Raw genomic sequence first — 13,848 nt, forward strand, 5'->3', positions numbered from 1 at the left:
GGCCGACAGGACCGGCCGGACGAGGATTGACGGAGGCATGACCGCACCGCTGCACGAGGCCCATCCGAACGGTTCCGGCCGACGGCTGCCCGACACCCAGCAGGGCATGCGCCGCCGCAACCTCTCGCGGGTCATGTACACCGTCAGCGCCGAGGGGCCGCTGTCGCGCGCCGCTGTCGCCTCGCACATCGGCCTGACCCGGGCGGCCGTGTCGACGCTGGTCGACGAACTGATCCGGGCGGGGCTCCTCGAAGAACTGGGCCCCGAGCGGCCGGGCAGGGTGGGGCGGCCCGGATCCGCACTCGCCGTCAGCGGGAACGGCCCGGCCGGAATCGGGGCCGAGGTGGGTGTCGACCATCTCGCCGTCTGCGCGGTCGACCTGCGCGGCGCCGTCCGTGCGCGTGCGGTGCGCCACGGAACGAACCGTGGCCGGGGCGCCGAGCAGGTGACCCGGGAGCTGACGAAGCTGGTCCGCCAGGTCGTCGCCGAGGCCGAAGAGGAGGGGTTGTGGGCGGCGGGCCTCGCCGTCGCCGTCCCCGGGCTCGTGGCACGGGACGGCAGGACCGTGGTCCGCGCCCCCAACCTGGACTGGCACGACACCGACCTCGGCGCCCTGCTCCCCGCCGAACTTCCCCTGTCCGTCGACAACGAGGCCAACTTCGGCGGCCTCGCGGAACTCTGGCTCGGTGACGCGACACCACGTGACTTCCTGCACGTGTCGGCGGAGATCGGCATCGGTGCGGCGGTGCTCGTCGACGGGCAACTGCTGCGCGGGACCCGCGGGTTCGCGGGCGAGCTGGGGCATGTGCCGGTGCGCCCGGAGGGACCCCGGTGTCCGTGCGGTGGGCGGGGGTGCCTCGAACAGTACGCGGGCGAGGAGGCCGTCCTGCGCGCCGCCGGTCTGGAACCTGGCGAGGACCAGGTCGGGCTGCTGTCCGAGCGTGCCGCCGAGGGCGATCCCGAGGTACGACGCGCTCTGAGCGACGCCGGGACCGCTCTCGGGATCGCCCTGACCGGGGCGGTGAACCTGCTGGACCCGGAGACGGTCGTGCTCGGCGGAGCACTCGCCGCCCTCGCGCCCTGGCTGCTCCCCTCGCTGGAGAGCGAGTTGGCCGGGCGCACCGCGGGCCCCGCCTGCCCCGTGTCCGTCTCCCGGCTCGGATCCGACGGGCCCCTGCTGGGTGCCGCGCATTCGGTGGTGCGGGGCGTGCTCGACGATCCGGCGGGGGCGGCCGAGCGGTCGTAGAGGGCCCGTCCGGCAGTGGATCCGCCGCGCGGCGGACTACAGCACGGCCCCCGTGCCCCCGTCGGCCGTGCAGCGGACCAGCGCACGGATCCCGTTCCCCGTTCACAGCGCCTCGGACCACCGCACGGACGCCGTGCCCAGTCTGCCGTGCCCCATCCGCCGTGCAGCCGACCACCGGGCGGATTCCGTTCCCTCTTGCGAGTGATCGTCGTATCCACAGTTCTTGGGTTGTCCACCGAGTCGCTCCTCGATCCTCCTGCCCAACCGGCAAGCGTCGTACGTGATTCATGCGAGGCGCAGCCGTCCGGCCGTCGTCTCGGGTCCGGAGCGAATCGGGGGATTCACATGACGCCGGCGACGAATGCGGGGAAGCGGAGCGAAGCGATCGGTCCGTTCGGACCACCTCCTGCGGCACGGAAGCGACGTACCTGGACCCGCTGTGTCGCGCATGCCCGGCCGGCCGTACGTGTCGTGATACTGATCTTCCTGCCGCGCCGTCACGCCAGGCGAACGGCCGAGGCCGCCCGCGTCCACCTCGACCGGACGACCCCGGCAGCGGCCTCGGACCACCGGCACCCCGGACATCCCACCGACGAAAGGCCAGTACTCCATGGAGAGAGCACGGTCCTTCCCGAGCCGGCGGCGGCTGCTCAAGGGCGCAGCCCTCGCCGCCCTGCCTTACGCGTTACTCCCCGAGGCCAGGGCGACGGCCCAGGTGGCTGCCGTCGACTACCCGGGCGCGGAGTGGACTCCGGCGACCTCCTCCAACTACACGGTGTCCGACCGCCCGGAGAGCTACGACCTCGACTACGTGGTCATCCACGTCACGCAGGCGACGTACGCCGACACCCTGTCCATCTTCCGCAACCCCGCGAAGAAGGTGTCCGCGCACTACGTGGTGCGCTCCGCCGACGGCCATGTCGCCCAGTGCGTACGGGAACGCAACGTCGCCTGGCACGCGGGAAACTGGGACTACAACACCAGAAGCATCGGAATCGAGCACGAGGGCTGGGTGGACAAGCCCGCCTACTTCACGAACGCGCTCTACGAGGAGTCGGCCAAGCTGACCGCCGCGATCTGCGACCAGTACGGGATCCCCAAGGACCGCGCCCACATCCTCGGCCACTACCAGGTGCCGGGCACCGACCACACCGATCCGGGGCCCAACTGGGACTGGACGCGCTACATCAGGCTCGTCAACTTCGCCTGAGCCGAGCCCCGCGGCGACCCTCCGCGGGAGCTCCGTACGGCCGCGGGCGGAAGCGGAACGTCACACGGGTTGTCGATGCCCGCACGGGGAGTGACGATGGACCCAGCCGCATCGCCTTCCGGGAGGCCGAGTTGATCGATCCTTGGGTGGCCCTGGAACCGGGAGCCGACCCCGTCGAGCGGGTCCGGTCACTGCAACGCGCTTACGAGTCCTTCACCGAGGCGGGTACGGTGCCGCGTCCGGTGCGGTCCGTGGTCGCGGACTCGTGGCGTCGGTCGGCGCGGGCCGGCGTCGTCCCGGACGGCACGGCGAACGTCGAGCTGATGGACGGGGATCTCGGTTCCTACCGGGCCGAGCACCCGCTGGCCCGGGTGATGCCGCTGTTCCGTGAGCTGATGGGCACGTTCGCGTCGGACGGGGAGCACCTGCTCGCGGTGTGCGACGCGCAGGGCCGGCTCCTGTGGGTCGAGGGCCATCCGGGGACGCGACGGCAGGCCGGCCGGATGAACTTCGTGCCGGGCGCCCGTTGGTCGGAGGCGGCGGTGGGTACGAACGCGCCGGGCACGGCGGTCGCCGTCGACCACCCCGTGCAGGTGTTCGCGGCGGAGCACTTCATCAGGCGGGTGCAGCCCTGGACGTGCGCGGCGGCGCCGGTGCACGATCCGCGGACCGGTCGGGTCATCGGCGCGGTCGACATCACCGGCGGGGACGGGCTGGCGCATCCGCACAGCCTCGCCTTCGTACAGGCGGTGGCACGTGCCGCCGAGTCCCATCTGGCCCTCCTTTCACCGCCCCGGGCCGTGACGGACGGCCCCGTCGAACTGACGGCGCTGGGACGCGACGAGGCCCAGCTCGTCGTGGACGGTCGCAAGACCAGGCTCAGCCGCAGACACAGCGAGATCCTGGTGCTGCTGGCCCGGCATCCCGAGGGCCTCACGGGCGACGAGTTGCTGTGCGCCCTGTACGAGGACGAGTCGGTGACACCGGTGACGCTCCGCGCGGAACTGGCCCGGCTGCGCCGCCTCCTCGGTCCGGGTCTGCTGGATTCACGGCCCTACCGGCTGACCCGCCCTGTCGAGTCCGACGTGACGGTGGTGGAGCGGCGGCTCGGAACGGGGGCGGTCACGGCAGCCGTCGCGGCGTACGCCGGTCCGCTGTTGCCGGGGTCCACGGCACCGGCGGTCGTGCGCCTGCGGCGCAGACTGGCCGACGGGCTGCGGACGGCGCTCATCGCCCGGCGGGACCCGGATCTGCTGGCCGACTGGGCCCGCGCGCCGTGGGGCGAGGACGACCTCGACGTCTGGCGGGCCCTGTCGTCGGTACGGCCGGCGCCGGCCGTGCGGTCGCGGCTGGAGGAGCTGGAGTCGGAGCAGGCCCTGCCCGTGGGCTGGGCACAGCCGGGCCGGAGCGGCCGTATGCGACCGGAGCCGCGCTGACAGGCCGACCGCCTCCCCACCTGTGGGGCGGGAACGGCGTTCGGGGACGCGCAACGTCGTTGCAACGTCGGGGTTCCTAGCCTCGCGGCGAGAGCTGCCCAACGGCGGGCGGCGCTTCTCCGGGAGGCAGACCAGCATGACCCGTTACGCGGCGCCCGGCAGCGAAGGCGCGATCGTCTCGTACGAGGCGCGGTACGACCACTTCATCGGCGGGGAGTACGTTCCGCCGGCTCGCGGGCAGTACTTCGAGAACCCGAGCCCGCTGAACGGGCAGCCGTTCACCGAGGTCGCGCGGGGGACGGCGGAGGACGTGGAACGCGCGCTGGACGCGGCACACGCGGCCGCCCCGGCCTGGGGCCGCACGTCCGTCACGGCACGCTCCGACATCCTGCTCAAGATCGCCGACCGGATGGAGGCGAACCTGGAGAAGCTCGCGGTCGCCGAGAGCTGGGAGAACGGCAAGCCGGTCCGCGAGACCCTGGCGGCCGACATCCCGCTCGCGATCGACCACTTCCGCTACTTCGCGGGGGCGGCCCGGGCTCAGGAGGGTTCGATCGGCGAGGTCGACGACGACACCGTCGCGTACCACTTCCACGAGCCGCTCGGCGTGGTGGCACAGATCATCCCGTGGAACTTCCCCATCCTGATGGCTGTGTGGAAGCTCGCACCGGCGCTGGCGGCGGGGAACGCGGTCGTCATCAAGCCGGCCGAGCAGACGCCGGCGTCCATCCACTACTGGATGAGCCTCATCTCGGACCTCATCCCGCCGGGCGTGGTGAACATCGTGAACGGCTTCGGCGTGGAGGCCGGCAAGCCGCTCGCGTCCAGCCCCCGCGTGGCGAAGGTCGCGTTCACGGGCGAGACCACGACGGGGCGGCTGATCATGCAGTACGCCTCGGAGAACATCAAGCCGGTCACGCTGGAGCTCGGCGGCAAGTCCCCGAACATCTTCTTCGACGACGTCTGGGCGGAGAACGACGACTTCCGTGACAAGGCCCTCGAGGGCTTCACCATGTTCGCGCTCAACCAGGGCGAGGTCTGCACCTGTCCCTCGCGGGCCATCATCCAGCGCGGCCACTACCGGGAGTTCATGGAGGCGGCAGTCGCCCGCACCAAACTCATCAAGCCGGGCAACCCGCTCGACACGGACACGATGATCGGCGCCCAGGCGTCCAACGACCAGCTGGAGAAGATCCTCTCCTACCTGGACATCGGCCGTCAGGAGGGCGCCAAGGTGCTCACCGGCGGGGAGCGCATCGAGCACGACGGTGAGCTGAAGGGCGGTTACTACGTCCAGCCGACGATCTTCGAGGGGGACAACCGCATGCGGATCTTCCAGGAGGAGATCTTCGGTCCGGTCGTCTCGGTGACGTCGTTCGACGACTTCGACGACGCCATCAAGATCGCGAACGACACGCTGTACGGGCTCGGGGCGGGGGTGTGGACCCGGGACATCAACACCGCCTACCGGGCGGGCCGTTCGATCCAGGCCGGTCGCGTCTGGACGAACTGCTACCACGCCTACCCGGCGCACGCCGCCTTCGGCGGCTACAAGCAGTCCGGCATCGGCCGCGAGAACCACAAGATGATGCTGGACCACTACCAGCAGACGAAGAATCTTCTGGTGTCGTACTCGCCGAAGAAGCTGGGCTTCTTCTAGGCGGCGGGAAGGGGCGCCTGTCAGGTGGTTGCCTGTCAGGCGCCCTTGACGCGCAGTCGGCGTGGCCCGACCGCGTCAGCAGCCCGAGTCGGCGATGACGAAGTAGCCCGTGGAGGTCTCCTTCAGTGTGTGGGTGACGGCGACGTTGTACAGGCCCATGTTCTGGGCGGATCCGTTGGCGTAGGTGTAGCCGCCGGTCTGGTGGGCGCGGCCGGCCTGTACCTGCTGGTAGTTGTTGGCGGTGTAGCACCTGGGCACGGAGCCTGTCGTCGTCGCCGTGACCGACGCGGAGCTCGCGCCGACGGCTCCGGAGGAGTCGACCGCGGCGACGGTGTAGCTGTACGAGGCTCCGGCGGACAGGCCGGTGTCGGTGTATGCGGTGCCCGCCGTGGAGCCCACCTTCGTGCCGCCGCGATAGACGTTGTACGCGCCGGCGCCGCTCACGGAGTTCCACGACAGCGAGGCGGCCGTGTCCGTGGTGCCGGTCACCGTGAGGCCGGACGGGGCGGGCAGGGAACCCGTGCCGCCCGGGTCACCACCGCCGTCTAGCCCCCAGAACTTCGCGGTGTGGTAGCTGGAGCAGACGGAGTTGAGGTAATAGGTCCCCGTGCTGCCGCACTGGTCGGCTCCCGAACCGGGGTTCACGGCGAGGCCGTGCGTCATACCGGAGACGGAGAACAGGGCGACGGCCGGCTTGCCTGTGCTGTCGTCGTAGATGCTCTCGGTGGTGCCCCCGGTCAGGTTCCGGGTGCTGGATGCCGTCTGGCCGACGCCCCGGACGTCGGTCCACTGGTCGCGCAGTTCGGTGCCGTTGACGGGGGCGACGGTGGTGTCGGAGGACCCCTGCCAGATGGCGACCCGCGGCCACGGGCCCGCATACCCCGGGTAGGAGTTGCGGACCTTGTCACCCCACTGCTTCGGGGTGAGGTTCTGGTTGCTGTACTGGCAGCCGGAGGCGGCGGCCTGCGTGGTGGCGCACTGCGCGGGAAGACCGGAGTCGACCGCTCCGCCGGCGAACACGTCCGGGTAGTCGGCGAGGAGGTCCGCGGTCATCCCGCCGCCGGCGGACAGCCCGGTGACGAAGACGCGGCCGCTGTCCGATCCGTACCGTGCCGCGGCGCTGTCGACCATCTGCTTGACCGAGGCCGCCTCGCCCTTGGCCCGGGTGTCTTTGGCCGCGTCGAACCAACTGAAGCAGGACAGGCTGTTGTTGGCCGAGCTGGTCTGCGGATACACCAGGGCGAAGCCCCACAGGTCGGCGAACTTCTGCCAGCCGGAGTGCGCGTGGTAGTCGCTCGCCGACTGGGTGCATCCGTGCAGGGCGACCACCAGCGGTGCGTCGGCGGGCAGGTTGGACGGGGCGTACTCGTACATGGCCAGGTTGCCGGGGTTCGAGCCGAAGCCGGTGACCTGCTGGAGGGTGCCGGCGGCCGCCGCGCTCGACGCGACGGGAGTGACGACGCTCAGGGCGGCGACGAAGGCGCCCAGTGCCGCGGCCCATGCGCCGCGCCGGAGGAATCCACGCCAGGTGGAGTGAAGCATGATGCGGCTCCGAAGAGTGGTCGGGAGGGTGGGGCGAGCGAGGGCACGGTGCGCCGCCCGGCGGTCCCACCCCGCCTGGTCGCGCCCCGCGCCCGCTCCCTTCGGCCGGACTCCGCGGCACGTGTCCGCGGCCGGCCCGCTGTCGTAGCGACGTGCTGGAAGCGGACCGTACGACCGGCGGCCCCCGCCGCGACATGTGAGGGGCAGCCAGGACCGGGGTGCCCGGCGTGGCTCGTCCACCCATGGTGTCGGCGGTGACGCTGTGACATGCGGCGGCCCGATCGGCCCGGAGCGACCGCGCCCGTCGGGTGTTTCCGGCGGGCGGAGACCACCGAGCAGCGGCCGACCGCCTGCACATGGTGACGGAGCCCATCTCCTGCCTCGGAAGTATGTCGGCGACCCACATGTCTGATCGCCGGGTTCCTCCCTACCGTGTTCGGCCATGGACAGCACCAAGAACTCCGACGAGGGCTCACCTCGACGTCCCCGGCCCGGCGACACCGCCGCGTCCGGTCTGGCATCGACCGGATTCCTGACCGGCCGCAAGGTTCTGGTCACCGGCGCCGCCAGCGGGATCGGCCGGGCCTGCGCCGACGGCTTCGCCGCGGCCGGCGCCGAGGTCTATGTCGTGGACCGGGCAGGCGAGGCCGCCAAGGAGGTGGCCGAGGCGATCGGTGGCACGGCCGTCGTGGCCGATCTCTCCGAGGCCGAGGCGGTGGACGCGCTGCCGGACGACGCCGACATCGTGGTCAACAACGCGGGGCTGCAGCATGTCGCCCCCCTGCACGAGTTCCCTCCCGAGCGCTTCGCGCTGATCCAGCGGGTCATGGTGGAAGCGCCGTTCCGCATCCTGCGCCGCACCCTTCCCCACATGTACGCGCGAGGGTGGGGCAGGGTCGTCAACATCTCGTCCGTGCACGGCCTTCGGGCCAGCGCCTACAAGTCGGCGTACGTCACGGCGAAGCACGCGCTGGAGGGCCTGAGCAAGGTTGTCGCCCTGGAGGGCGCCGCGCACGGCGTGACCAGCAACTGCATCAGCCCGGGCTATGTCCGTACGCCGCTGGTCGAGGAACAGATCGCCCACCAGGCACTCGCCCACGGCATCCCGACCGGGGACGTGGTGGACCGGGTCTTCCTGGACCGCACCGCGATCAAGCGCCTCATCGAGCCGGCCGAGGTCGCCGAGGCGGCCCTGTGGCTGTGCACCGAACGCAGCGGCTACATCACCGGCACGTCGATCCCGCTGGACGGCGGCTGGACGGCCCACTGACGGCGCACCGCATCGGCTGTCCGCGGCCCGTGACGGTTCGCGCCCCGGCGGCCCGGACGGCGCCCGGCGCGCCACCGCCTCGTACCGAACAAACTCCCCCGGACCCGTTCCCTTCGTCCCCGGCGTCGACCGGGCCCGGCGGTTCCGCTCCCCTTCCCCATCCGAAACGGTGACAACCATGCCCAGCGCTCACAACGCCGTGAACGGCCCAGGCACCTCCGCGACACCAGGCGGTCTGCGCAGGATCGTCGCGGCCAGCCTGATCGGCACCACCATCGAGTGGTACGACTACTTCCTGTACGGCTCGGCCGCCGCCCTGGTCTTCGGCCGTGTGTTCTTCCCCGAATCGGACCCGCTGACCGGGACCCTGCTGTCCTTCCTCACCTACGCCATCGGCTTCGCCGCCCGCCCGATCGGCGCCGTGGTCTTCGGCCACTTCGGCGACCGCCTCGGGCGCAAGAAGCTCCTGGTGATCAGCCTGCTCATGATGGGCCTCTCCACCGCCCTGATCGGCTGTGTCCCCGGCTACGACACCATCGGCGTCGCGGCTCCCCTGCTGCTGACCACCCTGCGTCTGATCCAGGGCTTCGCCCTCGGCGGCGAATGGGGCGGCGCCGTACTCCTGGTCTCCGAGCACGGGGACGCGAAGAGGCGCGGGTTCTGGGCCTCGTGGCCGCAGGCCGGCGCACCGGCCGGCAACCTGGTCGCCGTCGGAGTGCTCTCCCTGATGACCACCGTGCTCAGCGACGACGCGTTCGACTCCTGGGGCTGGCGGGTGCCCTTCCTCCTCTCAGCCGTCCTGGTCATGATCGGCCTGTGGATCCGGCTGTCCGTCGACGAGTCGCCGCTGTTCAAGGAGGCCCTCGCGAAGGCCGAGCGGCGCACGTCGGAGCAAGGGGCCGAGCAGCCGCCGTTCGTCGCGGTCGTGCGTCACCACTGGCGGGACATTCTGGTCGCGATGGGCGCGCGGATGGCCGAGAACATCTCGTACTACGTGATCACCGCGTTCGTCCTCACCTACTGCGTCACCCATCTGGAGATCGACAAGCAGACGTCGCTCAACGCCGTGCTGATCGGCTCGGCCGTGCAGTTCTGTCTGATCCCGCTGTTCGGCGCCCTGTCGGACCGGGTCGGCCGGAAGCCCGTGTACCTGGTGGGCGCGGTCGGCGTGGGTCTGTGGTCGTGGGCCTTCTTCGCCCTGCTGGACACCAAGTCCTTCCCCGCGCTGGTGCTGGCCGTCACCGTCGGACTGATCTTCCACAGCGCCATGTACGCACCCCAGGCGGCGTTCTTCTCGGAGCTGTTCGCCACGCGGATGCGCTACACGGGCGCCTCGATCGGGGCCCAGCTCTCCTCCGTGGCGGCCGGCGCCCCGGCTCCGCTGATCGCGACCGCGCTGCTGAGTTCCTACGGCAACTCCACCCCGATCTCCGTGTACATCGGCATCGCCGCGGTGGTCACCGTGATCGCCGTCGTCGCCGCCCGGGAGACGCGCGGCAGGGACCTCTCGGCCATCGAGCCGGACGCCTCCGTGGCGCGGCCCGCCCCGGAACAGCAGCCGGCCGCGTCCGCCTGAGGTCCCGGCGCCGCTCACCGGACGAGGGTCGGTGTCCTCCCGGTCGGGGGACACTGACCCTCGGCGGCCGTTCCCCTCCCGGCCGTGACCCGACTCCCCCGTCCACCGACCACCGACTCCGCAACGGTTGCCCGCCCATGTCGCACACGCCCCTGTCCGTCGCCCGTCACCTGCGCCGGCTGCTCGAACTCCTCGCCGCGGGCGCCCCCGCCGAAGAACTCGGAACCGTCGCCGCCGAGGCGCGCCGCAACGGTGCCACCGCCCAGGATCTCGCGGAGGTGGAGCAGGCCACCGAAGCGGCGCTGCGCGTGCACAGCACGCTCAGGCAACACCGGCGCCGGGAAGCCGAGTTGACCGCGCTCTTCGACACCGCGGGCGACCTGGCGGCCCTGCGCGACCTCGACGCCGTGCTGCGGTCCATCGTCCGGCGGGCCCGGATGCTGCTGGGCACCGACACGGCCTACCTCACGCTGCCCGACGAGGAGGCCGGAGACACCTATATGCGGGTCACCGACGGCTCGGTGTCCGAACTGTTCCAGAACCTTCGTCTGCAACTGGGCGAGGGTCTCGGTGGTCTGGTCGCGCAGACCGCACGCCCCTACGCCACCCCGGACTACCGCACCGACGACCGCTTCCTGCACACCGGCAGCATCGACGCCGGAGTCCTGGACGAGGGCCTGGTCGCGATCCTCGGCGTGCCGCTGCTGCTGGGGTCGGGAAGCGGTGGCCAGGTCATCGGGGCGCTCTTCGCGGCCGACCGCACACCACGCACCTTCGCGCCGGACGAGGTCGCCCTGCTCTGCTCGCTGGCCGACCACGCCGCCATCGCGATCGACACCGCCAAGGCCATGGCCGACGCACGGATCGCGCTGGCCGAACTGGCCGAGGCCAACGCCGTGATCGGCGAGCATTCCGCCGCCATTCAGCGTGCCGAGGAGTCACATGACCGGCTCACCGATCTCGTTCTGCGGGGCGGCGACGTGGCCGACGTGGCCGCCGACGTGGCCGGCCTGCTGAAGGGGGACGTCGCGGTCCACGACGGCTCCGGGTGGCCGCTCACCGCGGCCGGCGCGCCCAGGGGCCCGGAGGACGGCGGTGGCGCGGAGGAGGCGGCGGTGCTGGTCGCGTCGGCGAAGAGCTCACGCGCGGCCGCCCGCGCGGTGTTCCGTGACGGGCGGTGGGTCTGCGCGATGCTGGCGGGTCAGGAACTGCTGGGCTGTCTGGTGCTGTACGGCCGTCCGGATCTCGACGGCCCCGACCAGCGCCTTTTCGAGCGGAGCAGCGTCGTGACCTCCCTGCTGCTCCTGTTGAGGCGATCGGTCGCGGAGACCGAGAACCGGGTCCGCGGGGACCTGATCACCGATCTGCTCACCGCACCCGATCGTGACCCGGCCGGCCTCGTGGCCCGCGGCCGCCGCCTCGGCTTCGACCTCGACCGGCCCCACATCCTGCTGGTCGCCCGGACCGGCGGCGAGGCCAGGGACCGGCTCGCCGACGCCGCCGTGCAGTACCTCTTCGGGGGCGGCGGCGTCAGCGCGGAACACGAGGCCGCCGTGGTGCTGTTGCTCCCGTGCGACGGCGTCGGTCCGGGGGAGGCGGCCCGTCTCGCCGCCGCACAGCTGGGCCAACTGGTCGGCGCACCGGTCACGGTGGCCGGCGCCGGGCCGGCCGCCGGGCCACGGGCGATCGCCGACGCGCACACGGAAGGCGTGCGCTGTCTGCGTGCCCTGCGCGTGCTCGACCGTGCGGGGCAGGGTGCGAGCGTCGCCGAACTCGGCTTCCTCGGCGTGCTGCTGGGTGACCACCACGATGTGGACGGGTTCGTCAGCGCGGCCCTCGGACCGCTGCTGGACTACGACACCCAGCGCGGGACCCAGCTGGTGCGCACGCTGCGTGCCTACTTCGACTGCGGCGGAAGCCTGACCCGGGCGAAGGAGGAACTGCACGTGCACGTGAACACGGTCGTGCAGCGGCTGGACCGGGTCGAGGCGCTCCTCGGACCCGACTGGAACACCCCCGCGCAGGCACTGGAACTCCAGCTGGCCCTCCGCCTCCACCTGCTGTCGGGCGCCTGACGTACGACAGCGCGCGCCTCGCAGCGCTGCAGGTGTCCGTGAGGCTGGAACGCATGACGATCGGCTCCTGACGGGATGTCGCCGCCTCCGCGGGGTTCCGCCGGCCGCGTCCAGGACGGCAGACCGGTCCGCGACGGCGGGCGCGCTGCGTGACGGCCGGAACCTCAGGAGCGGCGTACGGCGGGCGGCATGGTGTCCGTCACCGCTCTTTGCCGTCCCGTCGTGGCACCGGCACACATGGCCCGTGACCGCCGGTGCGGGCAAAGCTGAGGGACACCCGGTCCTGGCCGCGTTGTCGTGGGCAGGCCGGGCCGGCGAACGGAACGGACCCCTGTGGGGAAGGAATCGGCATGGACAAAGTGGTGAGCGCGGCCGCGCGGGCAGTGGCGGACATCCCCGACGGCGCGACGCTCGCGGTCGGCGGATTCGGCCTGTGCGGCATTCCGTCGACGCTGATCGCCGCGCTGTCCCACACGAGCACGTGCGGCCTGCGGGTCGTGTCCAACAACTGCGGTGTGGACGACTGGGGGCTCGGTCTGCTGCTGCGGGCAGGCCGGATCGCCCGGATGACCTCTTCCTACGTGGGTGAGAACAAGGAGTTCGCCCGTCAGTACCTGTCCGGTGAACTGGAGGTGGAGCTGACACCGCAGGGCACCCTCGCCGAGCGGCTGCGGGCCGGCGGCACCGGCGTCCCCGCGTTCTACACCCCGGCCGGCATGGGCACCCAGGTCGAGGAGGGAGGTCTGCCGTGGCGCTACACCCCTGACGGCGGCGTCGCGCTGGCTTCCCCGCCCAAGGAGACCCGGGACTTCGGTGGCCGCCGCTACCTGCTGGAGGAGGCCATCAGCGCCGACTTCGCCCTGGTGCGGGCGGCGGTCGCCGACCGGCACGGAAACTGCGTCTTCCACGCGGCGGCTCGCAACTTCAACCCCCTGTGCGCGATGGCGGGCCGTGTCACCGTCGTGGAGGCCGAACGCATCGTCGAGGCCGGCGAGGTGCCGCCGGACGCCGTCCATCTGCCCGGCGTGTACGTGGACCGGGTGGTCGCCGTCGACTCCTCGCTGGACAAACGCGTCGAGCGCCGCACCGTGCGCCGTGCGCGCACCCACGCCGAAAGAGCCGTCTCACGTACCGCCTCCGAGGAGAAGTGACCATGCCGCTCGACCGTGACCAACTGGCCGCCCGCGCCGCCCGGGAACTGCGCGACGGCCAGTACGTCAATCTGGGCATCGGCCTGCCCACCCTGATCCCCGGCCACCTGCCGGACGGGGTGCACGTGGTGCTGCATTCGGAGAACGGCATTCTCGGCGTGGGCCCCTACCCGTACGACGGCGAGGAGCACCCCGACCTGATCAACGCCGGCAAGGAGACGGTGACCACCGTCCCGGGTACCGCCTACTTCGATTCGGCCCTCTCCTTCGGCATGATCCGGGCCGGCCGGATCGATGTCTCCGTGCTCGGAGCCATGCAGGTGTCGGCCCGCGGCGACCTGGCCAACTGGATGATTCCCGGGAGGATGGTCAAGGGCATGGGCGGCGCGATGGACCTCGTCCACGGCGCTCGCCGGCTGCTGGTCGTGATGGAGCACACCGCCAAGGACGGCAGCCCGAAGCTGGTCGAGGAGTTGAGCCTGCCCGCGACGGGGCGTCGTGTGGTGGACCGGGTCGTCACCGACCTGGCCGTCATCGACGTCACGTCCGAGGGGCTGCGACTCGTCGAGACCGCTCCGGGTGTCACCGTGCGGGAGGTCGTGGCGGCGACCGACGCCAGGCTCCTGGTGGACGAGGGTCTGGCTGCGCCCGCGTCCGGCTGAGCCCATCCGCCCAGGAGACA

Annotated in this window: 10 protein-coding genes; 9 read left to right on the plus strand and 1 reads right to left on the minus strand. The window is 71.7% G+C overall.

What is annotated here, in order from left to right:
• Window positions 1-37 precede the first annotated feature (37 nt).
• The 4 genes from ACIRQH_RS17515 to adh all read left to right on the plus strand — a co-directional run bounded on the left by ACIRQH_RS17515 (window position 38) and on the right by adh (window position 5,552).
• On the plus strand, window positions 38-1,246 hold the full coding sequence (locus ACIRQH_RS17515; RefSeq protein ID WP_388870585.1) for an ROK family protein: 1,209 nt from the start codon (window positions 38-40) through the stop codon (window positions 1,244-1,246).
• Between the two features lie 610 nt (window positions 1,247-1,856).
• Window positions 1,857-2,456, plus strand: a complete 600-nt coding sequence (locus tag ACIRQH_RS17520; protein WP_358816749.1) for an N-acetylmuramoyl-L-alanine amidase — start codon at window positions 1,857-1,859, stop codon at window positions 2,454-2,456.
• A gap of 131 nt (window positions 2,457-2,587) precedes the next feature.
• Window positions 2,588-3,892: a GAF domain-containing protein gene (locus ACIRQH_RS17525; RefSeq protein ID WP_404226485.1), complete on the plus strand. Its 1,305-nt coding sequence runs from the start codon at window positions 2,588-2,590 to the stop codon at window positions 3,890-3,892.
• A 136-nt stretch (window positions 3,893-4,028) separates the two neighbouring features.
• Window positions 4,029-5,552 carry an aldehyde dehydrogenase gene (gene adh / locus ACIRQH_RS17530; RefSeq protein ID WP_404226486.1) on the plus strand — a complete coding sequence of 508 codons (1,524 nt, stop codon included), beginning with the start codon at window positions 4,029-4,031 and terminating at the stop codon, window positions 5,550-5,552.
• Window positions 5,553-5,627: 75 nt separating this feature from the next.
• On the opposite strand, the gene ACIRQH_RS17535 is transcribed toward adh, so the two are convergent.
• On the minus strand, window positions 5,628-7,094 hold the full coding sequence (locus tag ACIRQH_RS17535) for a PHB depolymerase family esterase (protein ID WP_404226488.1): 1,467 nt from the start codon (window positions 7,092-7,094) through the stop codon (window positions 5,628-5,630).
• Window positions 7,095-7,536: 442 nt separating this feature from the next.
• Here ACIRQH_RS17535 and ACIRQH_RS17540 point away from each other — a divergent pair, with 442 nt between their 5' ends.
• The 5 genes from ACIRQH_RS17540 (at window position 7,537) to ACIRQH_RS17560 (ending at window position 13,828) form a co-directional block, all read left to right on the plus strand.
• The gene (locus ACIRQH_RS17540; protein WP_404226490.1) at window positions 7,537-8,364 is read left to right on the plus strand and encodes a 3-hydroxybutyrate dehydrogenase; all 828 of its coding nucleotides are present in this window, start codon (window positions 7,537-7,539) and stop codon (window positions 8,362-8,364) included.
• Between the two features lie 178 nt (window positions 8,365-8,542).
• Window positions 8,543-9,940: an MFS transporter gene (locus tag ACIRQH_RS17545; protein WP_388870597.1), complete on the plus strand. Its 1,398-nt coding sequence runs from the start codon at window positions 8,543-8,545 to the stop codon at window positions 9,938-9,940.
• A gap of 137 nt (window positions 9,941-10,077) precedes the next feature.
• Window positions 10,078-12,015 carry a helix-turn-helix domain-containing protein gene (locus tag ACIRQH_RS17550; protein WP_404226492.1) on the plus strand — a complete coding sequence of 646 codons (1,938 nt, stop codon included), beginning with the start codon at window positions 10,078-10,080 and terminating at the stop codon, window positions 12,013-12,015.
• A 344-nt stretch (window positions 12,016-12,359) separates the two neighbouring features.
• The gene (locus ACIRQH_RS17555; RefSeq protein ID WP_404226587.1) at window positions 12,360-13,166 is read left to right on the plus strand and encodes a CoA transferase subunit A; all 807 of its coding nucleotides are present in this window, start codon (window positions 12,360-12,362) and stop codon (window positions 13,164-13,166) included.
• 2 nt (window positions 13,167-13,168) lie between these two features.
• Window positions 13,169-13,828 carry a 3-oxoacid CoA-transferase subunit B gene (locus tag ACIRQH_RS17560; RefSeq protein WP_404226494.1) on the plus strand — a complete coding sequence of 220 codons (660 nt, stop codon included), beginning with the start codon at window positions 13,169-13,171 and terminating at the stop codon, window positions 13,826-13,828.
• The last annotated feature ends 20 nt before the right edge of the window (window positions 13,829-13,848 follow it).

The organism is Streptomyces sp. NPDC102279, assembly GCF_044766365.1.
Classification (GTDB): Bacteria; Actinomycetota; Actinomycetes; order Streptomycetales; family Streptomycetaceae; genus Streptomyces.